We start from the raw sequence: 25,289 nt of genomic DNA, 5'->3' as shown, positions 1-25,289 counted from the left end.
AACAAAACTTTGGGTAATTAGGAAGAAGACTCTCCCCAAAAAGGGGAGAGTACAAAGCGAGGAAGGTAAAACTTAAAAATATTAAAAACGCTTCAAGTCAATTTTGCCAAGGATTATTCAGCCAGAACATAGGGCTTTTCTAGCTCCGTATCTGTGCCATCGATATCGCCATCACCAGGATTGTCTAACACCATCTGGAGTAGCGGTGGCGCAATAAATGTGGTGACAATCACCATCACAATAATTGCTGCTTCGAGGGGCTTATCTAAAACACCACTGGCAGAACCAATGCCGGCAAAAACAAGGCCAACTTCACCACGGGGAATCATGCCGAAACCAACGGCTAAGCGGTTAATGCCGGGCTTACCGAAGACCGCCCAACCCGTAATCACTTTACCGATAATAGCTACAACGACGAGGAAGGTTGCAATGATTAGACCGGCACGATTTTCTTCGACGAAGGGGTTAAGCACACCAAGATCTGCTTTTGCACCGACCGTAACGAAGAAGATGGGAACAAGCAAATCAGCAACGGGCATCACCAAACGATCAAGTTCTTTGCGCAAATCGGTTTCGTCGAGGACTAGACCTGCGGCAAAGGCACCAAGGATTGCTTCTAGGTGAATGGAGTTAGCGATAATTGCCATAATTAAGGCAAAGGCACAGGCCGGAATCAATAGTGCACCGCGGGTTTGTAATTTTCCGGCGATCGCCTCAAAGCTTTTATTAAAAAATTTACCCAGCAGAATAGAACCGAGTAGAAAGGTTGACGCACCAACGATGAGGTAAACAACGTTTAATAAATCAACTTCACCCGTTTTAGCAAGACTCGCAACGACGGCGAGAACGATAATACCGAGCACATCGTCAATGACAGCAGCACCGACAATAATGGTGCCTTCGGTGGATTTGAGCTGTCCTAAATCTGATAGTACCTTTGAGGTGATACCAATACTGGTCGCGGTTAAGGCTGCACCAGCAAAAATTGCGGGAATAATCGGCGCTTGGAATAGGGTCACAAGACCAACTGTACCGAGTAGGAAAGGAGCGACAACACCAACGATGGCAACAACGGCGGCTTGGGAACCGACTTTTGTGAGTTCGCGTAAGTCTGACTCTAGACCAATCTCAAACAAAAGAACGATAACGCCGAGTTCTGCCAAGACGGAAATTACTTCGCTTTGGCTTTCGAAAATATGCTCGACGGCGATCGCATCGAGATCTCCAAGCCGCTGGAGAACCGACATCATTAAAGAGTCTGTACCTAGGGCACCGGTTTCGGGAAAAACAATGAGGTGTAGTGCAGAAACACCGACTAAAACGCCACCGAGCAGTTCACCAAGAACAGGGGGTAAACCGACGCGCTTGGACAGTTCGCCACCAATTTTACTCATGGCGTAGATCACCACAATGGTCATCAACACACCTGTTAATACATAGGAACCATATTCTGATTCGGGTGTTGTGGCTAGGGTGAAACCGCTAAAAGACCGGAATTTATCAAAATTGAAACTCATTAATTGGAGCAAGTCGTGCCCAAAGTCGAGTTGTAAAGTCGGAAAAGCCATATGTTTATAAAGTTTTTGATGTCTATGGATTTAGTTAGACTGAGAAAAAAGGGGCGATCGCCTCCGCCTATCTCGTTAAAAATCAAGAGAGGCGATCGCCAAAGTTGCAAGGGAAACCAACAGTTATACCGTCGACGCTGCTTTATCGAAATAGTCACCATCAGAAGACGTACCAGAAGCAACTTGAAACGTTGCCTGCTTCAGCGCCTCTTCACGAGACATCAGACAACGTTCCGGAGAAACCTTACGGAAAAGCTTGAGCTTTTCAAGGCGGCGACGGGTTTGACCCGCAGCACCGACAAGAAAAACTTCACGCCCCTTATCTACCGCTTCTTCAATGGCATTTTCCAGCGCCAAAGAAGCCGTAACCCCCATATGGGGCACATCGGAGATATCAAAGACAATAGCATCACAGTCTTGGATCGCATTATGTTCACGGGCGATCGCCTTCGCAACACCAAAAATCATCGGACCACTAAGTTGGAAGAAAAGTACCCGACCATTCGCCTCATCGAGCCAGCGCTGCTCCTCCGCCGTGAGATCCATAGCATCATCAGCATCAGAAATAGACCGCACACTCTCAGACTGGAGACGGCTCATCTTATCAATAGTGAGAATATTAGCAATAAATAAACCAATACCCACCGCAACAATCAAATCAACCAAGACCGTAAGCAAGATAACGCCATACATAATGAGCGCCCCCTTCCAAGAAATCGTATGGGCACGCTTCAAGAAATCCCAGTCAATAATGTCGATACCAACCTTTAGCGCAATACCCGCCAGCACGGCTAAAGGAATATTTGCCGCAAGACCTGAAGCACCGAGAATCACAACCAAGAGAATCAGAGCACGACTAAGGCCAGACAGAGCAGAACGACCACCACTTTGGATGTTTACCACAGTACCCATGGTTGCACCCGCACCAGCAAGACCGCCAAATAAACCTGACACAATATTGCCAAGACCCTGCCCAAGCAGCTCCTTATTAGAATCATGCTCAGTACGGGTCAAACTATCCGCCACCATCGATGTCAGCAACGCATCAATACAGCCCAACATGCCCAGCACCGCCGCATCAATCACCATAATCTGGAGATGTTCAGCAGCAAAAGTCGGCATGATAAGGCTAGGGAAACCAGCAGGAATTTCACCAATGCGACGAATCTGATCAGCATTAGGGAAAACAAATAAAGAAATAACTGTCCCAGCAACCAAAGCCACAAGCTGAGGGGGAACAAGCTTCTTAATTTTTTCTGGCATAAACCAGATAATTGCCACAGTGCCCGCTGCTAAAAGAGTTTCAGTAGGCTGGACATTGCTCAACAACTCTGGAATCGCCCTAAGCGTGCCAACAACGCCCCCACCAGGACTCCCCTGTCCCAGAAATGGCGCAATTTGCAAAATTACTAAAATGATACCGATACCTGACATGAAGCCAGAAATGACGGTGTAGGGCATCATGGTTACATAACGGCCGAGCTTCAGTAGTCCAAAGATAATCTGAAACACACCCGCCATCATGACGACGGTAAAGGCCATAGCTAAACCTTGCTCGGTACCTTCCTGAGCAATAAAGTTCGCGATGATACCAGTCAGCACAACGGTCATCGGACCTGTGGGCTCAGAAATCAATGTCGCGGTGCCGCCAAAAAGAGCAGCAAAGAAACCGACAAGGACGGCTCCCCACAAACCAGCAACAGGGCCAGCACCAGAGGCAACGCCGAAGGCTAGGGCCATGGGTAGGGCAATGATGGCAGCGGTTACACCACCAAACAAATCTCCCCGGATATTCCGAAAATGTATTTTGTTGGTTATCTGCATATAACAGGCATCTTAATAAGGACGTGGATAGAACAGGGCAGGCTGCAAAACTACCCTTTCTGGCAACGAACCCGAATAGCTTAATTTATCGGGGTTATTATCGTTGAACTCTCGCTTATAGTCTCGAGTCTATGAAAATTCGCTTTTCTATTGGTATACATCTAACCATACTGGGCGAGGTATTGTCTCCATAACAAGACTGATTATTAGTAATAGACACTAAAAGCACAGCTTATCAATATCCGTGGTCAAAGCAAGATTTTTTCACAGGGTATACGTACGTGATTCTTTTTGATGAGGGCGATCGCCGAGATTAATGCGGATCAAAACGATTTGGTATTGACATACTCTCACCGCAGAACAAGGTTCAACGGTAATGACGCAAGTTTATGGTTGCAGCAGCTACAAGTCTTAGAGCTTGGATACCAAAGGTCGATATAATCCACGACCTTACCTTTTTTCTTAGCAACTCATTCTAGAATTATCGTGAACTCACGAAATGCTAAGTCCGATACTTTGCGACCCCAAAGTTTCTTCATAACGCTAATGTTCAGCGTCCCGAAAAACAAGTAATCGTAAGTATCAGTTAGGCGATTGGCCAGCTTCCAAAACCGATTCCGTCATTTGTTAGTAATCGTTCTATGGGCTTTAGCTAACGCTACACGCGCTGCGTTCCAGTTGTTAGAACCTTGCCCCTTTAGGCTTCAAACCCGCTGTAACCGTGCTATCTCGTTAGCGCCTTGCTTGAGAAACAGAGGGGACTGTATTTCTTAACCGTCTGAAGTCGTTAGAAATGTCTTTAGCTCATTCTCGTTTATAACCGCCTGCTGTCTTGGTCGTATAGCTTTTCTCCTTTGATTTATGAAAGCTAGAGGTTTTATTACAGACTACAGATATGGCGGATATTCTTACCCCAGTAGCTTTAAGATGTTCTATTGGGGTAAGCGTGTATTTCAAACAGGTGCTTGTTTCGCTGCATCCTGTGGCGATGTTACCGTTGAAGAGCTGAAAGCTTACGTGCAGTCTCAAGAGCGTCCCGACTAAGATTGTTCGCTATCACTTCACCTGCTATCCATCCCACTGCTGAAAGCGGGGGTCTTTCGCGGCAACTGATTAATGGCGTGGGTGGTGGCACATTAAATTTGTTCATCTCTACCCTTAGAAAGATTTTGTTATTAAACTGCCGATGACTGATTTTAACTGGACACAACTTCAAAATGGCTCTGATATTCGTGGTGTTGCCCTAGAGGGTGTTGCGGGTGAAGCGGTCAATCTGACTGGTGGGCGGGTCACCATTTTGGGCAAAGCTTTTGGGACTTGGTTAGCTCAGTACCTAGAGAAATCAAGTACGACTTTAAGGGTGGCAGTTGGCCGGGACAGTCGGTTATCGGGACCGGCTTTAAGTGAGGCGGTTACAACGGGTTTAACGTCCCTGGGGATAGCGGTCTATGATGTGGCGATCGCCTCCACGCCCGCCATGTTTATGAGCACCATTACTGAAGGATTCGATTGTGATGGTGCAATTATGCTCACAGCTAGTCATCTGCCGTTTAACCGTAATGGCCTGAAATTTTTCACCAAAAAAGGCGGCTTAGATCAGCCAGATATTCAAGCTATTCTTGAGCTGGCGACGGTAAATCAGTTTGAGGCGATCGCCCCTGCTGGCCAAGTCACCCAGCGGGACTTAATGGCCGTTTATGCCGGGCAATTAGTGACCAAAATTCGAGAAGGGGTCAATTCCCAGCATAATTTTGAGCAGCCATTACAAGGATTAAAAATTGTTGTGGATGCAGGTAACGGTTCTGGTGGTTTTTACGTAGACCGAGTTTTACAACCCCTAGGAGCAGATACAAGGGGCAGCCAATTTCTCGACCCGGATGGCCTGTTTCCAAACCATATTCCCAACCCCGAAAATAAAGCAGCAATGGCGGCAATTTCTGAAGCAGTGGTGGCCAATGACGCAGATTTTGGCATTATCTTCGACACCGATGTTGATCGCGGTGCAGCTGTGGATAGCGCCGGCAAAGCCCTTAACCGCAATCGTTTAATTGCCCTAATGTCTGTCATTGTCCAAAAGGCTCATCCCGGCTCGACCATTGTGACGGACTCCATTACCTCCGATGGTTTGACCACATTTATCGAACAAGAACTGGGCGGCCGACATTATCGATATCGACGGGGCTATAAAAATGTGATCAATCAGGCGATCGCCCTCAATCAAGCCGGAGAAGAATCCTGGTTGGCCATCGAAACCTCCGGCCATGGCGCAATGAAAGAAAACCACTTCCTCGATGACGGTGCATATCTCATCACAAAGCTATTAGTAGAAGTCGCAAAACTTCAAGAACAAGGCAAAACAATTACCGATTTAATTACAAATCTTCAAGAACCAGCAGAAAGCAAAGAGTTTCGCTTTAAGATTACCGACCCAGACTTTAAAACCTATGGCTTACAAGTTATTGAGCAATTAAAAATATTCGCAGAACAACAAGAGAATTGGCAAATTGTCCCAAAAAATCACGAAGGTATTCGTGTCTCTTGCCAATCACCAGAACAAAATGGTTGGTTTTTACTCCGCCTATCCCTCCATGATCCAGTCATGCCCTTAAATGTCGAATCAAATGTTAACGGTGGCGTTGAGAAAATTAATATTCAACTCTTAAATTTTTTACAAAATCATAGTGATTTAGACCTAGGAGCATTTAAAAACCCATAAGTCACAGAGCTTAGTGTGTTTTACCCAGTTAATATGACGATTATTGCCGGACATCAATACAGCCAAGCTCTAACACAAATGATTAAACATTAATTAAGTCGAAACCGACAAAAATATTCACCACAGCAATACAAATACCAGCCATCCACACAGGCAGAACAAATGGATAGCCTCCATATTTCTTGGCCGTTAACCAACCGTCAGCGGAAGGCGATCGCCATCAATACTAAAGTCACAAACTCAACCAAAATTACTATAGTGACAGCATTAGGGGATTTTTAGGCTCCATCCCCCAGCCACAGCAAAAGGAGTCAGGATCACTGCTCTGTAGTCGGCAAGATTAGCAGGGATTTAACATCCTCAATCCCGACAGGGTCTAATCAGAGAAAATACTTGCGTGTCTATCTTGATCAACAGTTACTAATGGGTCGAAAAACTAAGACCTTAAGCCCACTGCATCAAGGCTAAATGGGGCGATCGCCTTTAAACATGCTACATTCATTTTTTTGCTTGCACGATAAACTTCCAAGCACAGCCATAAAAAAGAGTCCAGACTCATCAAAACAAAAACACAACTTATTAAAGTAAGACTTCAATCATTAAAGTAAATAATCAACTTACATAATATGAAGAAGCCTATACAGTTATAACCATTCAGCAGCTTTAATCAACATTTTAAAACTTTCAAACATATAGTTTTTGATCATAAACATTAAAAGTTCATTAGGCTATATTTTCTATAGTTAAAACACCTCTACCATGAAGCTACATCTGACAAGATTACTATCTAATTATTTAAACAAATAGATAACAAAAACTTGTCAAACGATGATAGATAGCGTCAATCAACCTAAAACTATAGAGATATCACGATATAACTTAAATCCAATAGAAATTTAAGATTTCATAGAAGCATAGAAGACCTAAAATCGGATGTTTTTTATGAAAAATAGCGATATCCCCAACCAGACAGCAGATGACCTTTTCTACCTCGTCTAAATCAATCACTTTTGTGATTTTATTGGAGTTTATGAACTATGAAGTCAAAAATCTTACTCATTGAAGACGAAGATTCTTTGCGTCAAAGCCTACTGATTATGTTGATGACGGAAGGCTATGAGGTTGTCATGGCAGAGGATGGCAGCATTGGCGTTGATTTAGCGATGACGGAATATCCTGACATTGTTATCTGTGATTTGAGAATGCCTCGTTTAGGGGGCGATCGCGTCCTTGATATCCTGCGCCATGACCCCAATACAGAAAGAACCCCCTTTATTTGCATCAGCTCAGAAGCGCAGACAACAACACCCAGCCCCATTAAAGATCTCAGCCACAACAACTATCTCCAAAAACCCTTTAGTCGCCTCGACCTACTCAGTGCCATTAACCGTCAACTCTGTCCGGTTTTAGCGGCCGGATAATTTCACAACGCCAATCCCACCAAAATATAGACCCAACATTGCCCCAGCTAATAGGGATTGGGTTAGGGGATCGGTGGAAGGTGTAATGATTGCTCCGAGAACAACGGAGGCCAAAATAACCACGCGCCAACCCTTGAGCATCATCTTTGAGGACACAATACCGAGCCACGCCAAAATCATTTGGACAACGGGTACCTGAAAGGCTAAACCTGTAAAAAACATGAGTCCTAAAATCAGCTCAAAATAACGTTCAATTGACCAGGCCGCCTCCACTACATCTGCGCCATAGGTAATGAAGAAATTAAGTGCTGCGGGAATTAGGGCAATGTAGGAGAAGGCTAAACCGGCAAAAAATAAGATGCCAGACCCTAACACGACTGGTGCTAATAGGCGTTGTTCTTTTCGAGTGAGGCCAGGCAGCACAAACATAATGACCTGGAACAAAATGAAGGGACTGGCGAGTAATGCTCCTGTATAGCCTGCAACTTTAAAGGAAAGGAAGAAAAATTCCCCCGGAGCCACTTGAATAAATTTGACACCAACGGCTGGGGCTTCCAGAACTTGCACAATGGGTTTTACAAAGAAAAAGCACGTAATCCAGCCGACAACTACTGAAATGAGTCCATAAAAAATTCGCATGCGCAGTTCTTCGAGGTGGTCGAAAAAGGACATTTCGACTTCATCGGGCAGTTCTTCCTTGGGATCAGGTTGTTCTGGTGGTGATTTGGTTTGGAGGCTGGTCATAGGTGATATGAGATTGTGTTGGTCTCTAGAACCGAATGCGTGTGCTTATTTTAACGAAGGGATGGCACAGGATTGTGGTCAAGGCAAGATTTTCTTGGGAAAAGGTGGCGATCGCCTCAATTTTATTTAAATTTAGCCTTTCAGTTGGTGGACACGCTGCCATTGTTCCGGGGTAATTTTAAAATTTGTGCGACTAGGTGTATGAATCACTTCTAAATTACGCAGGGTTTGATCAAATCGGAGTTCATGCTTGCGGAGGGGCTGACCGAGAAGTTTACGGAAAAACTGAATATTGGTTCGTGCTTTAGTGGTGCGAATGCGGGATGGATCAGTCCAATAGTCGAGATCAGCAATCTCTGCTGGCGCGAGAATTTCTGGCAGGGTTGTAATGGTGGCAATGCCATAGACTCCGGCTTGCTCTCCAGCAACCCACACTAATACGCCATCACCGGGCTGCATTTGCTGACGATAGCGGGTCACTAGCCAGGGCATTGCGTCGAGGTCACGAATCGCCTCAAAAATACGATGATATTTAGGATTTGCTTGGAATAGCCAATACGCCATAGATGCGGCACAACAATATATGCCTGTTCAGCATAAATCATTGTGTAAACTGTTTACTTTGTTCACGCTTCGCTACAGCACCAACCAAGTTTTCACCTATGGTCGGAGTACTGCGAAGTTCTTCTGATAGGGGCGTTGGTTGCAATGGCAGTCTATGATCCGAGGGGACTTTTTTTCAAATATTTTTATGATGCAGGGCCGATGAAGCAATGCTGTGAACAATTGCCAATGAGTCTGTGTGCAGGGATTATCTGTCCTCTACAATGGCAAATATGATGGAAACTGCTAACACCTCCGTAATTTCTAGTCGCACTCTTTATCCACAGATTGCGTCGTTACTGGTTTACCAGGATGTTTTTGACTGTGCTATTGGTCAGGCGTTTCTCGCGCTTTTACAACGGTTATATACGGATCAATCGGTACAAAATAGTAATGCCACAGCCACAACTCAATGTTTGAAGTGCTATGGTCTTTTTTTTCGGGAGTTGGCGATCGCTGATCTGAGTTGGCCAGACTGGCTCGTGAAGCGGATTTTACAGGACGATAATCCCTTTAGTCAGCAGGCGCAACGCAAATCCCTAGAAGATATTGCCATGCCGTTGCAACAGGCCGTCAAACACGATCTCAGGATCTTGCAACAGATCTACCATTGTGAGCCGAATACCTTTAGTCATTGGGTTCAGGTCGCCACCCAGGTGGCAGCTCCCGTTATTCCTTGGGATGGCGATCGCCAGTCAGACGACTTTCTCCACCACAGTACCTCTTGGGCATCATCCCTTGATCAGTTAGCCGGTTATTACCATCGCCATGGTGTCGGCCAGTTTGCCCAGTACGAAGCCTTCCGCTGGCTCGATGGCACATTACACAATATTTTAGAACCCGATTGGCTACCCCTTGACGATATTGTCGGCTACGACACACCGAAAGCCGCCCTAGTGCAAAACACCGAATGTCTCCTCGCGGGCTTACCTGCCCTCAATGTGTTGCTATACGGCAGTCGTGGTTCCGGTAAATCTTCCCTAGTCAAAGCCCTCCTCGGGCAATATAAAGACCAAGGTTTGCGCCTTGTGGAAGTCGATAAACAGGGCTTTCGGGCTTTGCCGGAAATTGTGGAAATACTACGACAGCAACCTCAAAAATTTATTATCTTCGTGGATGATTTGTCCTTCGAAGAAGATGACGACATTTTTAAGTCCCTAAAAGTTGTTTTAGAAGGCAGTATCCGCGCCAAAGCCAGTAATGTCGTTGTATATGCCACATCGAACCGCCGTCACCTTGTGCGAGAATTTTTTGAAGAGCGGCCGCGGCCTAGTGAAGCCCACGAAATTCATAATTGGGACACAGTACAAGAAAAATTATCCTTTAGCGATCGCTTCGGTCTCACCCTCACCTTTGAGCCTGCAAACCAAAATACCTATCTCGATATTGTGCATCACCTTGCCCAACGCGCCAATCTCCAGCTAGATACGGATACCCTTGAGTTTCGCGCCAAACAATGGGCAACTCGCCACAATGGCCGTTCCGGACGCACGGCGCGACAGTTTGTTGATTTTCTCATCGGCGAACAAGCACTTACCACTTCCTAATTGTTTTGACATATGGCTATGCTCGGTAAATTCCCCCGCACAATTCTTTTTGCTAGTCTGTTCGTTTTTAGCGCAACGGCAGTTTGGCAGCGCAATACGAAAACCGGGGCGATCGCCGCCTTACTGACGGGCTGCGGCATGGCAGGAGGCTCCATACTGGTCGAGCGAGAACGGCAGCAAGCACAACAGGACGAAAAAACAGCACTACAACAAACCCTACACATACTGCGGCAAGAACAAACCCACCTCGATCTCTACGTCAACGAAGCCTTTGAACTAGAACAAGAACTTGCCGCCAGTGTGCGCTCCCTAAAATCCGAACGTTTACGGCTACTCAACCGCATTAACGAGCTTAGCCAACAGCGCAACGAGATGAACGTTGAACTAACACAATTGCGGGCAGCAAACGATGCCCAAAGTCAACGATACACAGAGACCCAAACGGCTCTCGTCGAGCTTCAGAGCCAATACCAAGAACTTCAGGAGAAATTAGAAGCCCATGCCGCCCTCGATGCCCTTGCGCCAGAGGTGCGCCTCAGTCGTGTGCAACAGCGTCTAGCCCTTGTCCGTCGTAAACTAGCTGACCAGCAGCACCAACAAAAACTGCTTCAAACAGAATGTGCGATCGCCCAAGAACAAAAAATCGATTTAGAAGGCGCGCTCTATGACCTAAGGGCGGAATTTAACGTCCTAGAACAGCGTTACGCAGAGATGCAAGACAACCTAGACTTTACAACGGCTCAATACCGTGAAATGTCCTTCAACCTTTTAGGGAGCCAGGCGGCTGTTCAGCGGCTAACGCGCGATATTCTCTGTAAGCGCCAAGAAAAATCAGTTCTAGTGACGGAGTTAGAAAGTTTAAAGACGCTATCACCGATCGCCACCAACGAAGAAATCTTTGCACTACTGCCCCCAGCTTGGCAAGCCTGGTTACGGTTTGTCCAGCACCTTGCCCCAGAAGAACAGGCATTCCTCAAAATTATTCTGTATCGCCAAAATTTAGTCGCGCTCCCCGAAGAATTTCCGAGCATGACCCATGCCCCCATTGAAACCCTAGCGGCGGTGTTACAGGAACGGGCAGAAAATTTCCTTGGGGAATCTCCCTTTGAACGCGTGAGAGATCGTCCTCTCCTCAAGCTCAAGGCAGAATACCATTCACTCCTTTCCCAGTCCCTACTTGTACCTATTTCAGAAGATAGATACGAGCCGAAAAGTTAGGATATTCACCTTTTTTTAATCAAAAAATCGTTTCACGCAACACAGTTTTGACACTTTTGTTGGGTAGAATAGCGATATAACATTAAATTTTTTAGTTACTACTTTTTAGTTCTTCGCCCCCAAAGTGAAAAACTACCTAAATTATGGAATCCAGTGGCTCTTCCGGCAAACCTGCCGACCCTTCATCTAGATGGTCTGATCTGCTTGGTACAGCGATCGCCCTCCTCACCTTGACCATTCCTCTACTGATCATTGGCTACTACTCCCACCGCCCTGCGGCTCCTGATCTTGTGCCAGAGCTGAGTTCGCGTCTTATTGAGTAATTTTTCTGGTAAAAATACCACGACTGTGTAGAATGCTTGAGGGCGATCGCCTGAATTTTATGCTTTCATTTTTTAGTGCAAGGCCTGATTTCAGTCGAGTCCTGCAAAGATTTTGTGATGGATTTTATTAGGAGAAATTACCTGTGGACTTATCCCGTATTCCTGCCCAACCCGAACCCGGTTTGGTTAACGTTTTAATTGAGATTGTTGGCGGCAGCAAAAACAAGTATGAATTTGATAAAGACATGAATGCCTTTATCTTGGATCGGGTACTGTTTTCCTCTGTAAAGTATCCCTATGACTATGGTTTCATCCCTAACACCCTTGCTGATGATGGCGACCCCCTCGATGGCATGGTGATCATGGATGAGCCCACTTTCCCCGGTTGTGTAATTGCAGCGCGTCCCATCGGCATGATGGAAATGATCGACGGCGGCGATCGCGACGAAAAAATCCTCTGTGTGCCCGCCGAAGATCCTCGCTACAACGACATCAAGTCCATTAAGCAAATTTCCCAGCACCGTCTCGACGAGATTGCGGAATTCTTTGCATCCTACAAAAATCTAGAAAAAAAAGCAGTCGAAATCCTTGGTTGGAAAGATATTGATGCCGTAGCTCCCCTCGTTGAAGAGTGCATCAAAGCTTACAAAGGCTAAGTAACGTGAGTTTTGCTTAAGCATGCTCGGAAGTACGACGCGGTGAATGGGAGAGCGAGAGATCGGGAGATGTTTCTATGCAAACAATCCTACTAGCTTTCAAAAAATGCAAATTTTCGTTGCTTCCCCGTGTCTCTTTTTCTCTAGAGAATTTTGGCTACATGCTTATCCATAACTGACGTTAAGTACTTTTTTAGTAAATAACAAAAGGTCTACTGAGACTTTTATTGTTCAATAAATATCAGTAAACCACTTAAATTATGATGGGCGCATCTCATGGGAGGTGCGTTTTTTATTTTGTGTTTTGATGTCTGAATCTAGGCTAAAACACCATGTAAAAAGATATCCGCAATGCCTTCTGCCATTTCCCGTAGCGCTTCGGGAGAGGCATTGGGATCGGCAATCGTTGCATCGGAAAATCCGGCGATCGCAAACATCCCTAAAAACACCTGCGCCACAATTTGGGGATTCATTTTACGGTAAATCCCTTTTTCCATTGCAGACTCAAAAAATGCCTCAGCAATATCGGTCATTTTATCGATTACTTCTGCTTGAATGCGCTCCCGTAATTCTGGGTGGGATTGGGCTTCGATAAAGCAAACTTTGAGGAGGTCTTTATTTTTGTGCATGTTTAGCATTCGCCGCCGCATCACCTGGGCGATCGCCTTATAGCTACCCATTTCACTAAGCTCCGTTAGAAAGTCCGTAAGCAAATCCATCCAACCTAAAGTCGCAACCTCAACAAGGATTGTTTTTTTGTTCGTAAAGTGTCGAAATAGCGTTCCTTCTGCGACATTTGCCCTAGCAGCAAGCTCCTTTGTCGTGGTCTTTTCATAGCCTTTTTTCGCGAATAAATGTAGGGCAGCTTTTAAAATACGATCACGGGGTTGATCTTCAGCGCAATGCTCTGCTAAACCCGTTTTCGGCGATCGATCGATAAACATGATCATTCTTCTCATCCCCACTTTGACAATGATGCGATATTGATTTCATTGTGTCCTAGAATACGAAAAAGCACTGACAAGCCTTCATAAAACTTGAGGTGACTAAGCCATCAGTATGGAGACATATTGAGGCAAGAAAAATTGAGGTAATGGAATGGAAAATACAGCGGAATATTTTTGTGCTTATTGTGGTGAAGGAAGTATAACTTTTATCGACTTAAGTGAAGGCTTTTTACAAAATTATATTGAAGATTGCCAAGTCTGTTGTCGTCCCAATCGCCTCTACATAGAGGTTGATGAGGAAACTTTAGATATTACAATCAATACGGATACAACCTATTAAACTGTTTTTTTTCGCGGAGAAAATCCAATAGTTCACCAAACGGAAAGTTAGATTTATCGATTATTTAATATTGATTTTTGTTAACGATACTGCAGTCTTGGGCAAGTTATTTACTTTGGGGCATGGCTCCCAATGGAGTTGTTGGATTTCTTTTGTCGATAAAAAAGTTTGGGTCAATTCATTCATAGCAGAGCTAGTTTTGCTTGCCCATAAACGAAAAAAGTTTAATAGTAAAGTCAATAATAAAATAATAAAAAGATCATCTGCTTGGCTCTTTCTAAAAATCAAATTTAGACAAGATGATTTTATGTTCATCGAAAAAACGGCACAGAATGTCTTTATTCTTCGGCAAAGCACCATAGGACAAATCCGGCGATCGCCCAAAGACAAAACCACCCAAATAACTGACTGACTTTAACCAGCAAAAAATCTGGCCACAGCGTTAAGACCTCAGTAAAAAAATAACTTGATCCCAAGAGGAACAGAACAAGCCAAATTAACATTGCAAGCATTGCACCTTACCCACTAGAAACTGAGACTATCGCCCCGGTCATAAAACTTCCTTACGCCACCTTAAAATAGCTTTTTATCAGCTGTTTTTGGATCAAATTCGTAGCGATTTTTGTAATCCGTTTTGCCATAAATATTAAAACTCACGACTGTATCTTCGCCGATCGCCTCAATATGATGAATCGTTTCCGGCACAAATGTGACAATATCACCAGCTTCAAATACCCGTTCGCCCACTTGCTCCAGCTCCCCGGATACCGTTTCGCGCCACAAAACATTTTTCTCTGACCCCATCACAAACGCCACAATGCCCCAAGCGCCATGGTTATGGATAGGAGAAACAGTGCCCGGCTGCCAAGCCACCATTTGTACCGTTAGGGGAAACTCCGGCTCATCGTAAAGCATATCCACTGACCACCCTTTTTTCGGGTCTGGCTCACTATAGGACGCTTGCAGCCAGTAGGAGCTCGTCAGTAAACGTCGCACCATTGGAGAAACTTGTTTAACGAGCTGGTCATCATCAGGATTGTCCCGCAATAGGTCTTCTAGTTCCGTCAGAAAACGATATAGCCGATACTCTTCAGGCGGCAGTTCAAACTCTTCAGCATCTGCTCCTGCTTCAATTTCACCGTGAGCGTTAATGTGCCAATCTCGCATTATTTATGGCTGCCTTAACTAAATAGACATTACTATTTCTATGGTATGTTTTCGGGCTAAGTACTCCCTGAAAATCACCTTAAAGTCTCAGAATTTGTTTATCTGAGGTAGAAATGCTCGAACTTTCAGGGTTTTCTCAGATAGCTTTCACTGAATACCCAAGTCTAGGTTTTTTAATATTAATTGTATTCGTTATGAAAAATTTGGAGTTTGTATAAATGAAGGTTAAGTATTTCTCGATGATGGCGATCGCCTCCGTTATGGGACTAGGTTTAGTAGGCGCTTGCGCTAATCCCTGTGCCGCGAAAGAAAACCCCTGCGCTAGCAAAACCGAAACCGTAGACCCCTGCGCTGGAAAAACAGACCCCTGCGCCGGCAAAGCAAATCCCTGTGCAGCAAAAGAAGATCCTTGTGCAGGCAAAGCCAACCCTTGTGCAGCAAAAGAAGATCCTTGCGCCGGCAAAGCAAATCCCTGCGCCGCAAAAGAAAACCCCTGTGCTGGGCAATAACCACTTACTTTCGTTAATCTCTAGGTAGATAATGTACAGCGGCAGCGACAAATGCCCTTCTTCCCTGTCCGAAGCCGCTATTACTCCTTTGGATAGCTACTGAACATAAGTTTTAGACTCACAACTAATCTCGCAACTAATACTTTCAGTAAAGAATACGGTAAAGAATAGATTAACAATGTTAATCAACTACTCCTCCATCGTTCAAACCTTTTGCATTAAAAGTCTGACGATGGTAAATTGCCCTGTTCAAATCTTTATAATCAAGCTGTTTCAACACACTCCTAAACAACTTGAGGATAAAGCAATGGTTTCTATGAAACGTTTTGTACTTCTAACACTCGCTTCCGTTCTGTCCCTTGGTTTTCTCGGCGCTTGTGGTGCTCCTGAGGAGCCTGTAGAAGAAACTCCTACTGAAGAGACCGCCCCTGAAGCATCTGAGGAAGAAATGCCCGCTGAAGGCGAAGAGACCGAAGAGATGACCGAAGAAGAAATGCCCGCTGAAGGCGAAGAAAACGCTGAAGGTGAAGAAACGGCAGAATAAGCCCGGTCATCTAAGCTTAAATTCAGCTTAGTCCCCCCTCACCCCCCGTACTCGTCATGTATCGACGTTGGTCAAATTTATTAAAGCCTTTTGTAGAAAAAGTACAATTACGTTCTCTACGGGGCAGATTGACCGCTGGGATCATCGGCTTTACGGCGTTGGGTTTGGGGGGTTCTGTATTTTGGCTCAGTTGGCGTATGGAACAGATCCTAATCATGACCCACAAGCAAAATATTGAATACATTGCGGGTCGCTTTCCAGAGGATGTGGCGCGATTTCGAGAATCTGAGGATTTGCGTAGTGGCTTACAGCCGGCCACTGATTTTCTGTCGATGGGGAATGTGCTGCTGCGGGTGACAGATAATAACGACCAAGTTGTGGCGAGTGTTTCGCCAGAAAATTACCCGGATATTGATGTCAATCAGGTTTTAGGCGAGATTCCGAAGTATGTTCTGTTTCCAAAGGTGCAGATGCTTCAGGGGCGCTATTTTGTGTTTTGTAGTACGCCTCTAGTTGTGCAAGGGGAAAATCTGGGGATGGTGATTATTGCCCAAGATATCACTGAAGATCAAACGATGTTTGTGATGCTGGTGCGTAATCTGCTGATGATTAGTGCTATTGCTCTTGTTGTTGCTATTTTTGGGATTAGTTTCTATATTCGGCGATCGCTGCAACCGTTGCGGGACATGAGCAAATTAGCGGGGGAAATCTCCCCTCAAAATCTTGATCAAGCTCAATTAACCTTACAAACGGCTCCTTTAGAAGTTGAGGAGTTGGCTCAGGCTTGTAATTTAATGTTGGCGCGCCTATCGGAGACTTGGGAGCAACAACGACAATTGGTGGGTAATGTTTCTCACGAGCTGCGTACGCCTTTAACGATTGTGCAGGGTTATATCCAGAGTTTGTTGCGGCGGGGCGATAATCTTACGGAACCTCAACGGGAAGCTTTAACGGTGGCGGCATCGGAAGCGGAACGGACGACCCAACTTTTGCAGGATTTATTAGATTTGGCGCGGGCGGAAAGTGGTTTTCTGCACCTTAATATTTCGCAATTTATTCTTAATGATCTCCTTGAAGAGATTGTCGCGATGTCCATGAATATCTCTAAGCGTGAGATTAAACTGATCGGGATGCAAAAGCTGGTGGAAATTTGCGGCGATCGCAACCGTCTCAAACAGGTTTTTATTAACCTCATTGATAACGCCCTGAAATATTCGCCAGCCCACACCGTTGTTACCGTTGAGCTACGGCAATTATCCCGTTACGTCGAAGTTGATATCCGTGATCAAGGTGATGGTATTCCCTTGGTAGATCAAGCCAGAGTTTTTGATCGATTCTACCGCGCTGACGAAGCCCGTACCCGCTCTGGTGGGTCTGGTTTGGGGTTAGCAATTGTTAAAACTCTCCTCACCCAAATGGGCGGTAACATTACGGTAAGCTCCCAACCGAGCCAAGGCAGTACGTTCACCGTGACGCTTCCCCTCAAGACGAAGAAATTATGACCGATCACAAACTCCTCCTCATTGAAGACGACGATAATTTGGCGCGTTTTCTCGAACTCGAACTTAGTAGTGAAGGCTATGGCGTTACTGTTGCCAAGGATGGTCTGAGTGGGTTAATGGCGGCGCGGGAAAATATACCAGATTTGATTTTGCTCGACTGGATGTTGCCGGGTATGACGGGGGTTGAGGTTTGTCGGCGGTTGCGGGCAACGGGGGCAGAGTTACCCGTAATTATGTTGACGGCGAAGGATGAAATTCAGGATCGGGTGCAGGGTCTGGATGCTGGGGCGGATGATTATGTGGTGAAGCCTTTTAGTATTGAGGAGCTGTTGGCACGGGTGCGCGCCCATTTGCGTCGTAATCAATCGGACGAAAAGGAAGTTTTACGGTTTGATGATCTCAGGCTTAATCGCACGACTCGCGAAATCTACCGGGGCGATCGCCTGATTGAGCTAACCGTAAAAGAATACGATTTGCTGGAATATTTGTTGTCCCATGCCAAGCAGGTTTTAACGCGGAATCAAATTTTAGAGCGGGTTTGGGGTTATGACGAAACGATGGGTGACTCCAATGTCATTGAAGTCTATGTGCGTTATTTACGGCTGAAACTAGAGGCAGAAGACGAGTCTCGTTTGATTCATACTGTGCGCGGTGTTGGTTACGTTTTAAAGGATTAGGATTCAAAGACGAAGAAAAAGGCGATCGCCCATCGATCTTATTAACCAATCAATCCATCCCCAATCCGAGCAATGCTAGTTTTTTTAAAGGCTGTACTTATTATTGTGGCAACGATTGTGATGCTGGCATTCTGCGTCTACCTTGTGGGCATTATCAACCGAGCTTTTTATCTGCCCTTGGTAAAAACTTGGGCACAACGAACATCGCTGCAACTCATCAAAGCCCAATACAAAGTTATCTACAAGAATAAACGCAATCGCTGGAGGGTACAGAGTCGATCTGCGCCGACTTTCCAGATCACTGCGCGTCGGGCTGATGGGCAGATTCTCAAAGGGTTTGTCAAATTTAAATTGAAAAAAATGACGCTTCTGGGTGCAGATGATTTAGCCAATTACCAAGTGATTGTTGATTGGAAGTCCTGACAATACAAAGACGTATAGTCATTTCAGTTGACTATGAAATAATGGATAGCCTCAAGTTTCCCTTGATCAGAGGACTTTAGGGGGATCGAACGTCTCAGGCTTAATTACAAAGACTATAACTCCGATATGTCAGCTATTTTCGAATAAAAAAGTTGTATCGACTTCCCACACTCGACCATTATGTTTGAGTAAAGTGAGTTCGGGGACAACAAATTCGTGGTGCAAAGGCTTATTTTGAAATTCTTGCCAAGCGCGGTAAAAATTAGCTTTACTCAAATCCTTAAATGCAATGGTTGCATGGGGACAAAAAGGGCGATCGCCATACCGTTCATCTCTAATCTCTAATCTCTCAATAAATTCTCTTTTTAATCGCTCTTGAATCATCAATAATTCATTCGTCTTTAACACATCAATATAAATTACCCTCGGTTTAAAACAGTTAAAACCGTCTAACTTGACCGGAATATTTGGAGAATCCGTCGCGAATTTGGTTAGGACACCCATGAGTAGGTCACGGTCGCGATCATGAACCTTGAAGGGTGGTTGCAAAGTGATATGGGGCGGAGAATTAAAGGCTTTTTTCGTGTCAAAATGATCCGCGCAATATTGTTTCCACTGGGTGGCGATCGCCGCGATATCAGGCGGCAGAAGTAGCGCAACGAAGTATAAACTTTTACCCATAACCCCTTTAGCTGTAGCGATTGGCAGAAAAATCAATGAATATTTGGCGCTTTATTGCAGCAGGCCTCAAACTTATTTTACGTCGCCCCCTTGTGGGCACAACGATGATCCCCGTTTTACCAGATGGTCAGATTCTCCTCGCCCGTCGCCGCGATACTGGGCAATGGAGTTTACCGGGTGGCATGCTCGATTGGGGAGAAGATTTAACTCGCTGTTCTCGCCGGGAGCTACTCGAAGAAACGGGATTTGAGCTGACAAACGTTTCGCGTCTCGTGGGAGTGTATTCTAGTTTGGGGCGAGATCCCCGCTTCCATGCTGTGAGTGTGGCGATCGCCGTTGCGGTAGCCCCTACTAGCACAAAAATTCAGGATTTCGACGAAATTTTAGAGGTCAAACCCTTTGAGCCGTCTGCCATCCCCCAAAATAATCTCAGCCACGATCACGCCCAAATCTTGCGCGATTATCTTGACGGAAAAACCGTTGTTGCCTAACTTTTTTCTTTTACTTCCCCTGAAACCTCTATGGTCTGCGTCGTTCGCAATTCTCGCTTAAAACTAAGCCAAGGACAAATTTTTTGGCGAGAAACAGGTCAAGGGGAAGCCGTCATCTTTATCCATGGGGCATGCCGCGAAAGCTCCCAATGGTCAGAGCATTTTGAAGTTTTAGGGCAAAAATTCCACTGTTTTGCGCCAGATTTGCTAGGATTTGGCGATTCGGAACGCCCACCAGCGCCCTATTCCATCCAGTGGGAAAGTGAAGTTCTTGCAGAGTTGTTTGAAAATATTCGCCTCAAACAGTTTTACCTCGTCGGTGATGGTCTTGGTGCATGGGTTGCAGCACGTTACGCCCTCAATCATCCAGAGCAAATTAAAGGACTAATTTTGCGATCGCCCCTCGGTGTAGAAACAGACAAAAATCCGAGCTATTTCTGGGAAAAATGTTTGGTTTCGCCATTACCGCTTGTGCCGTGGTTCCTGAAACTGATATCGCCCATTGCACCGCTTTTAGGCTTAAAGAAGAAAATAAAAAATGCCTTTGAGCATCGCAAAACCCTGCGGCGATCGCCCGGCACTTGCAAGCTTTTATTTCGTAGTGGCGCAAGATTAAAATCTGAATATTTAAACTATCAACTGGCTCAATTAACCGCCCCCACATTAATTCTCTCTACACCGGACGACTCACCCAGTCAGCTCGCCCAATCCCAAGCCTATGCTCGGCTAATTAAACATTCAAACTATCAAGAATTAGAAGACAAAGAAGAGGCGATCGCCGCCATACAAACTTGGCTAAAAACCCAAGAAAAAACGCCATCAAAATAATAAGAACCTACTCATTTTTTTGTGGTGGAAAATTAGTGACTCGAAAATTTGGTGGCTCATAATCTTCCGGTAAATACTGAGCAGGAATTGTACTTTGATTGCCATCACGGGCAGCACGGTAATGGGGAGATAAAATTTCAATATCAGCCCCATTACACTTGTCTTGAATATTTTTATGTAAATTTGAATAGGTTTCGGGCATTAACTTTGGTTTATCAGTGTAGGCATTAATCTCATAGCTCACATAAAAATCATCTAAACTTGTCTGCAAAATAAACGGTTTTGGCGTTAACAAAGTATTTTGCGTTACTGCCACTGCGTCTAAGAGAACCTCATGGACTTTGCGCCAGGGCACATCATAACCAAGGGTGATCGTTGTATGCAGAATTAAGGGAGGTGTTTCCGGGTCATTTATCCCTTCGCTATAGTTCACAATATGACTACTTAAAACTGCTGAGTTTGGGATTGTAATTACCTCATTTTTTAAGGTACGAATTCTAGTAACTAGTAATGTTTTTGCTAAAACATCACCTTTCGTGTCACCAATTTGGATGCGATCGCCGATGCGAAAAGCGCGAGTGTAAGTCATGATGGTTCCGGCGACGACATTCGCCACAGCAGCGGTGGAACCCAAAGATAAAAGTAAACCCAAGAAAATCGAAATCCCTTGAAAAGCAGGCGTTTCAGCGCCGGGGAGATAGGGGAATGCCACAATTGCGGCAAAGGCTAAAACGAGAAATTGCACGAGCTTATAGGTTGGAATTGCCCACTCTGGATAAAAGCCTTGAATCGTGATTTTTCCTTTTTCAATTTCCCTAAAAAAGAACCGACAAATTTTTAGAGTATATGATGTTACAAAAATAATGACAGCAATAAAAAAGAGGTTTGGCAAATAATTAACGCCAGCCCTAAAAAAGGTAAAAACAGCACTGCTAGCATAACCAAATAAACGCCGGGCAAATCCCTGTGTCCAAGGGAAAAAACTCAGTACTAAGTTGCCGTAAATATAAATGAGAGTGAGCCATATTGTTAACCGTGAAATCTTAATTAACTCAAGAATTAAATCAACAACCCGCTTAGAAGATAAAAGCTCAATACCAAAGATTTTAAAGGCGGGAATCCAAGTATGTTGACAATGTCTTAAATACCGATGTACACGGGGTAACGATGAATTTATCGCTAAAAAACAAAGCAGTAGGATAATGCTAGAAATAATCGTATAGGCAATACCTAAAAAAATATTTTGTAGACTAAAAGCGGCTCGATATTTGAGGATTTCATCTCGAATAATATTTTGATATTCTTTCGCCAATTCATATCGTGGTGTGCCAGCAGCAACGGCATCAACATCGGCTAGGGTTGCCAGCAAGGTTGTCCCAACTAAAACGTCAGATGTTTTCGTTTCTTCGTTATCAATAACTTGCAAGTAATCAACATTTAGTTCTTCATTTTTGGCAAACTCTAACAGCCGTTCTGAAATGACTTTTGCGCGAAATTCGGGGTCAAAGGAGGCAATGCGTGCTTCAATCCGAAATAATTCGCTGTCGCCGAGGACAACAGGAGCGCCTTGCAATGTTTCGGCTTTAACTGTTTCTGAGGTGATTAATGGTTCAACAATTGGTTGGGCGATCGCCGCCATTTGCCAACAGAGCACGCAGGCGCAGAATGCCAGAAAAAACCGTCGCCAGAACTTAGCCATAGATATTGGTCACGTCGATTAAGCCATCATCATCACGATAAGGCGATCGCCTCGGATTTTGTCATAGTCAGGATTTTAGGCAATAAAAATATAAATCTATGGGCATTTCCGAGACTGCACTCCCTAGGACTTCACCATGGGCAACCAAAGCTTTAAAATTTCAAGGCTTGAGCTGTTCTGGCGAGTTGGATAAATTCACTGCGATAGCCCTCAAGATCAGAGCCTTTTGCAGACTGAGCCAGCTCGATTACTTGATCAAAATTACTCTCGCCACGATATTCCGACTCCCGCAATAACATGCCAAATTCGGCCACTGCCGCTGCAAATTTGAAATTATCAGATGTTTCTTGCCATGATTGGGTCTGGTTGGCGATCGCCGTCGTAATTAGCTGCGACTCATCGCCCGTGGGTTGTTTGTAGCGCAATTTTAGTTGCATTAATTCACCACTAAAATCAGAAGTTGTTGCAGCAGTTTCTTGATATTTCAGAGCGTCTACTTCCGGTAAGGCGATCGGCGAATCTACACCGACAGGCACAACCTCATAGAGCGCTGTCACCTGATGACCAGCACCGAGTTCGCCAGCATCTTTTGTATCATCATTAAAATCTTGGGCGGCTAATAAGCGATTTTCGTAGCCAATCAATCGATACGCCTGCACCACATTGGGGTTAAATTCCACCTGAATTTTTACGTCTTTCGCGAGGGTCAGCAACGTGCCGCCCATCTCGGTTACAAGGACTTTTTTCGCTTCGAGAATGCTGTCGATATAGGCATAGTTACCGTTGCCATTGTTGGCGAGTTGTTCCATTTTTGCGTCCTTGAGATTACCCGACCCAAAGCCCAAAACCGTGAGAAAAATATCCTGTTCTCGCTTCTCTTCGATTAATCGAACTAACGCTGCATCATTGGACATACCAACATTAAAGTCACCGTCTGTTGCCAAAATGACGCGGTTATTACCGTCTTTGATAAAATTCTCCGCCGCTTGCTCGTAAGCCAACTCAATTCCTTCGCCCCCTGCTGTCGAACCGCCTGCTTCTAATTTTTCGAGGGCTGCTAAAATCGTGTCTTTCTCAGCACCAGAGGTTGGTGGTAAAACCAATCCGGCGGCTCCGGCGTAGACCACGATGGAGATGCGATCTTCTGGGCGCAATTCGTTAATGAGTAAGCGAAAACCCGATTTTAAGAGCGGCAATTTGTCCGGGTCATTCATCGAGCCGGACACGTCGAACAAAAAGACTAAATTATTTGGCGGTAAGGCTTCGCTGTCAATTTTTTCGCCTTGTAATCCAATACGCACCAAACGGTGTGCCGGTTGCCATGGTGCTGTTGCGACTTCGGTATTAATGGCAAAGGGGCGATCGCCAGTCGGTTCGGCGTAGTCATAGCTGAAATAATTAATCAATTCTTCGATGCGCACCGCGTCGGGCGGCGGCAACATACCATCATTCAGGAAACGGCGCACATTACTATAGGCGGCAGTATCGACATCAATGGCAAAGGTGGACAGTGGTTCAGTTTGGGCAAGGAAGAATGGATTGTCTTCGATGAGGTTGTAATCTTCTTGACTCAAATCTCTTTCTTGGGAAGGTTCGAGAGGCGGCGCTAACTCTGCATCGGGTGCAGCAGCGGTTGGCATGGGTGCTTGGGCTGATTCCATTACGGCGACATCGCCTTCTGGGGCAGGAACGCCAGTTTCTACTTGAGGCCCCCTAGAACAACCGGCAAAGATTTGCCCCCCCACCAACATCAACGCCAACATTAATGAAAAGGGGCGATCGCCCACCTTTTTCCCAAAAACGCTTTGCCCGAAAAAATAACCCACAACCTTTGTCCTCTATCAACTTATTCCTAGGCTATCAAGGCAATTTGTGAGTAGAAGCTAGGTTTAGAAAATAGAAACGCCGCCACATTTGTAGTGACATTGTCATGACAGACAGTATAATAAGGGCATCAACAAAGATAAATGCAACACCATCAAAACCATGAGTACACAAGCATCATCTTTGACTGACTCAATATCACCACGCAAAACAAAAATAGATTTACGGGCAGATCAGTCCCAAAAAGATCTCATTGACCGAGCTGCAAGGGCATTAGGTAAAAATCGCTCTGAATTTATGTTGGAATCTGCTTGTCAGAAGGCTCAGGAAGTTTTGTTAGATCAAGTTTTTTTTACGCTTGATGAGGCTCAATATCAAGAGTTCTGCGATCGCCTCGATGCACCGCCAGTCCCCAACCCTAAACTGGAAAAATTATTAAACACGCCAGCGCCTTGGGATTAATGTCTTGATGGGGAATTTATCGCGACCCGAAAAACTGAATATTCACCATGACCTCAGTTCTTTTTGTTCTGGGGTTGATTCATTAGATCAGTGGCTGAAAACACGCGCTAGTAAAAATGAGCAACAGAATGCTTCACGAACCTACGTCGTTTGTGATGAAACTCAAGTAGTTGGCTATTACTGTCTAGCAGCAGGGGCGATCGCCACGAAACTAGCAACGGGAAAAGTGAAGCGCAATATGCCGAATCCGATTCCGGTCATGATTATTGGACGCTTAGCAATTGATCAAAACTGGCAAGGTCAAGGATTAGGAAAAGCACTACTGAGAGATGCAATTCTAAGGGTTTTACAAGCTGCTGATATTGCCGGAGTCAGAGCAGTTTTAGTACACGCAATTTCAGAACAGGCAAAACATTTCTATGAAGCTTGTGGGTTTGCGGCATCTCCTATTGAACCGATGACGCTCATGATCACAGTTGGTGATGCCCGTAAAGCTTTGGAGTCATAGCTCATTTCCGCCCTACTCTCAGATATTGTTGGGGTTTAACAAGAAGTTCACGGTAAACTAGCAAAGT

Annotated in this window: 27 protein-coding genes and 2 pseudogenes; 18 read left to right on the top strand and 11 right to left on the bottom strand. The window is 45.1% G+C overall.

The features are described from left to right. Positions 1–113: 113 nt before the first annotated feature. The 3 genes and pseudogenes from NIES208_RS06440 to NIES208_RS19905 all read right to left on the bottom strand — a co-directional run. Positions 114–1,568: a cation:proton antiporter gene (locus tag NIES208_RS06440; RefSeq protein WP_139324999.1), complete on the bottom strand. Its 1,455-nt coding sequence runs from the start codon at positions 1,566–1,568 to the stop codon at positions 114–116. A gap of 123 nt (positions 1,569–1,691) precedes the next feature. Beyond that, entirely contained in the window at positions 1,692–3,392 is a 1,701-nt protein-coding gene (gene bicA, locus NIES208_RS06435) for a bicarbonate transporter BicA (protein ID WP_075890903.1), read from the bottom strand. A 350-nt stretch (positions 3,393–3,742) separates the two neighbouring features. Next, positions 3,743–3,847, bottom strand: a pseudogene (locus NIES208_RS19905) (hypothetical protein); the annotation flags it as partial. Between the two features lie 478 nt (positions 3,848–4,325). Here NIES208_RS19905 and NIES208_RS18530 point away from each other — a divergent pair. From NIES208_RS18530 to NIES208_RS06420, 3 genes and pseudogenes are all read left to right on the top strand, one after another. Then, a pseudogene (locus tag NIES208_RS18530) lies at positions 4,326–4,436 on the top strand (IS200/IS605 family transposase); the annotation flags it as partial. A 142-nt stretch (positions 4,437–4,578) separates the two neighbouring features. Then, a complete protein-coding gene (locus NIES208_RS06425) occupies positions 4,579–6,108 on the top strand; it encodes a phosphomannomutase/phosphoglucomutase (protein WP_075890901.1) in 1,530 nt (509 codons plus the stop codon). Positions 6,109–7,145: 1,037 nt separating this feature from the next. Continuing rightward, complete coding sequence (locus tag NIES208_RS06420) at positions 7,146–7,529, top strand: response regulator (protein WP_075890899.1); 384 nt, start codon at positions 7,146–7,148, stop codon at positions 7,527–7,529. Here the strand turns inward: NIES208_RS06420 and tatC are convergent. Continuing rightward, on the bottom strand, positions 7,515–8,273 hold the full coding sequence (gene tatC / locus NIES208_RS06415; protein ID WP_075890897.1) for a twin-arginine translocase subunit TatC: 759 nt from the start codon (positions 8,271–8,273) through the stop codon (positions 7,515–7,517). The genes NIES208_RS06420 and tatC overlap by 15 nt on opposite strands. 7 nt (positions 8,274–8,280) lie before the next feature. Here tatC and NIES208_RS19620 point away from each other — a divergent pair, with 7 nt between their 5' ends. Next, positions 8,281–8,403: a hypothetical protein gene (locus NIES208_RS19620; protein ID WP_282956331.1), complete on the top strand. Its 123-nt coding sequence runs from the start codon at positions 8,281–8,283 to the stop codon at positions 8,401–8,403. Between the two features lie 2 nt (positions 8,404–8,405). Here NIES208_RS19620 and NIES208_RS06410 read toward each other — a convergent pair whose 3' ends face one another. Next, on the bottom strand, positions 8,406–8,837 hold the full coding sequence (locus NIES208_RS06410) for an EVE domain-containing protein (RefSeq protein ID WP_075890895.1): 432 nt from the start codon (positions 8,835–8,837) through the stop codon (positions 8,406–8,408). Between the two features lie 272 nt (positions 8,838–9,109). Here NIES208_RS06410 and NIES208_RS06405 point away from each other — a divergent pair, with 272 nt between their 5' ends. From NIES208_RS06405 to NIES208_RS06390, 4 genes are all read left to right on the top strand, one after another. Next, positions 9,110–10,423 (top strand): ATP-binding protein, encoded by a 1,314-nt coding sequence (locus NIES208_RS06405; protein ID WP_411974250.1) that lies wholly within the window; start codon positions 9,110–9,112, stop codon positions 10,421–10,423. A 12-nt stretch (positions 10,424–10,435) separates the two neighbouring features. Then, positions 10,436–11,641: a hypothetical protein gene (locus tag NIES208_RS06400; RefSeq protein ID WP_075890891.1), complete on the top strand. Its 1,206-nt coding sequence runs from the start codon at positions 10,436–10,438 to the stop codon at positions 11,639–11,641. Positions 11,642–11,784: 143 nt separating this feature from the next. Then, positions 11,785–11,964, top strand: a complete 180-nt coding sequence (locus NIES208_RS06395; protein ID WP_075890889.1) for a TLTLP motif-containing protein — start codon at positions 11,785–11,787, stop codon at positions 11,962–11,964. A gap of 143 nt (positions 11,965–12,107) precedes the next feature. Beyond that, positions 12,108–12,620, top strand: coding sequence for an inorganic diphosphatase (locus NIES208_RS06390; RefSeq protein ID WP_075890887.1), 513 nt, complete (start codon positions 12,108–12,110; stop codon positions 12,618–12,620). A gap of 317 nt (positions 12,621–12,937) precedes the next feature. Here NIES208_RS06390 and NIES208_RS06385 read toward each other — a convergent pair whose 3' ends face one another. Continuing rightward, entirely contained in the window at positions 12,938–13,564 is a 627-nt protein-coding gene (locus tag NIES208_RS06385; protein ID WP_075890885.1) for a TetR/AcrR family transcriptional regulator, read from the bottom strand. Between the two features lie 154 nt (positions 13,565–13,718). On the opposite strand from NIES208_RS06385, the gene NIES208_RS06380 reads away from it, so the two are divergent. Beyond that, entirely contained in the window at positions 13,719–13,907 is a 189-nt protein-coding gene (locus NIES208_RS06380) for a CPXCG motif-containing cysteine-rich protein (RefSeq protein ID WP_075890883.1), read from the top strand. Positions 13,908–14,245: 338 nt separating this feature from the next. Here NIES208_RS06380 and NIES208_RS18900 read toward each other — a convergent pair whose 3' ends face one another. Together NIES208_RS18900 and NIES208_RS06370 are read right to left on the bottom strand one after the other, a co-directional pair. Beyond that, the gene (locus NIES208_RS18900; protein ID WP_171971731.1) at positions 14,246–14,410 is read right to left on the bottom strand and encodes a hypothetical protein; all 165 of its coding nucleotides are present in this window, start codon (positions 14,408–14,410) and stop codon (positions 14,246–14,248) included. Positions 14,411–14,480: 70 nt separating this feature from the next. After that, positions 14,481–15,074 carry a cysteine dioxygenase family protein gene (locus NIES208_RS06370; protein WP_075890879.1) on the bottom strand — a complete coding sequence of 198 codons (594 nt, stop codon included), beginning with the start codon at positions 15,072–15,074 and terminating at the stop codon, positions 14,481–14,483. 218 nt (positions 15,075–15,292) lie between these two features. On the opposite strand from NIES208_RS06370, the gene NIES208_RS06365 reads away from it, so the two are divergent. The 5 genes from NIES208_RS06365 to NIES208_RS06345 all read left to right on the top strand — a co-directional run bounded on the left by NIES208_RS06365 (position 15,293) and on the right by NIES208_RS06345 (position 18,729). Continuing rightward, positions 15,293–15,583 (top strand): hypothetical protein, encoded by a 291-nt coding sequence (locus NIES208_RS06365; RefSeq protein ID WP_075890877.1) that lies wholly within the window; start codon positions 15,293–15,295, stop codon positions 15,581–15,583. A gap of 307 nt (positions 15,584–15,890) precedes the next feature. Next, positions 15,891–16,127, top strand: coding sequence for a hypothetical protein (locus tag NIES208_RS06360; RefSeq protein ID WP_075890949.1), 237 nt, complete (start codon positions 15,891–15,893; stop codon positions 16,125–16,127). 56 nt (positions 16,128–16,183) lie between these two features. Beyond that, complete coding sequence (locus NIES208_RS06355) at positions 16,184–17,629, top strand: sensor histidine kinase (protein ID WP_075890875.1); 1,446 nt, start codon at positions 16,184–16,186, stop codon at positions 17,627–17,629. Further along, positions 17,626–18,306 carry a response regulator transcription factor gene (locus tag NIES208_RS06350; protein WP_075890873.1) on the top strand — a complete coding sequence of 227 codons (681 nt, stop codon included), beginning with the start codon at positions 17,626–17,628 and terminating at the stop codon, positions 18,304–18,306. Before NIES208_RS06355 ends, NIES208_RS06350 begins: the two co-directional genes overlap by 4 nt. Positions 18,307–18,411: 105 nt before the next feature. Then, positions 18,412–18,729 carry a hypothetical protein gene (locus NIES208_RS06345; protein ID WP_216349366.1) on the top strand — a complete coding sequence of 106 codons (318 nt, stop codon included), beginning with the start codon at positions 18,412–18,414 and terminating at the stop codon, positions 18,727–18,729. A 129-nt stretch (positions 18,730–18,858) separates the two neighbouring features. On the opposite strand, the gene NIES208_RS06340 is transcribed toward NIES208_RS06345, so the two are convergent. Continuing rightward, a complete protein-coding gene (locus tag NIES208_RS06340) occupies positions 18,859–19,410 on the bottom strand; it encodes a 2'-5' RNA ligase family protein (protein ID WP_075890947.1) in 552 nt (183 codons plus the stop codon). 35 nt (positions 19,411–19,445) lie between these two features. Between NIES208_RS06340 and NIES208_RS06335 the strand changes: the two genes are divergently transcribed. Then, positions 19,446–19,901: an NUDIX hydrolase gene (locus tag NIES208_RS06335; protein WP_075890870.1), complete on the top strand. Its 456-nt coding sequence runs from the start codon at positions 19,446–19,448 to the stop codon at positions 19,899–19,901. 30 nt (positions 19,902–19,931) lie between these two features. Beyond that, entirely contained in the window at positions 19,932–20,729 is a 798-nt protein-coding gene (locus NIES208_RS06330; RefSeq protein WP_075890868.1) for an alpha/beta fold hydrolase, read from the top strand. A 7-nt stretch (positions 20,730–20,736) separates the two neighbouring features. On the opposite strand, the gene NIES208_RS06325 is transcribed toward NIES208_RS06330, so the two are convergent. Together NIES208_RS06325 and NIES208_RS06320 are read right to left on the bottom strand one after the other, a co-directional pair. Continuing rightward, positions 20,737–22,428 (bottom strand): mechanosensitive ion channel family protein, encoded by a 1,692-nt coding sequence (locus NIES208_RS06325; RefSeq protein ID WP_084176553.1) that lies wholly within the window; start codon positions 22,426–22,428, stop codon positions 20,737–20,739. A gap of 152 nt (positions 22,429–22,580) precedes the next feature. After that, on the bottom strand, positions 22,581–24,254 hold the full coding sequence (locus tag NIES208_RS06320) for a vWA domain-containing protein (protein ID WP_075890866.1): 1,674 nt from the start codon (positions 24,252–24,254) through the stop codon (positions 22,581–22,583). A 160-nt stretch (positions 24,255–24,414) separates the two neighbouring features. Between NIES208_RS06320 and NIES208_RS06315 the strand changes: the two genes are divergently transcribed. Both NIES208_RS06315 and NIES208_RS06310 read left to right on the top strand, forming a co-directional pair. Beyond that, positions 24,415–24,714 (top strand): type II toxin-antitoxin system TacA family antitoxin, encoded by a 300-nt coding sequence (locus NIES208_RS06315; RefSeq protein WP_075890864.1) that lies wholly within the window; start codon positions 24,415–24,417, stop codon positions 24,712–24,714. A gap of 7 nt (positions 24,715–24,721) precedes the next feature. Then, positions 24,722–25,222 carry a GNAT family N-acetyltransferase gene (locus NIES208_RS06310; RefSeq protein WP_075890862.1) on the top strand — a complete coding sequence of 167 codons (501 nt, stop codon included), beginning with the start codon at positions 24,722–24,724 and terminating at the stop codon, positions 25,220–25,222. The last annotated feature ends 67 nt before the right edge of the window (positions 25,223–25,289 follow it).

Origin of the sequence: [Limnothrix rosea] IAM M-220, from assembly GCF_001904615.1 — a bacterium.
Classification (GTDB): domain Bacteria; phylum Cyanobacteriota; class Cyanobacteriia; order Cyanobacteriales; family MRBY01; genus MRBY01.
Note: the sequence above shows the minus strand (reverse complement) of the source record. Positions and strands in the feature narration are given on the sequence as shown.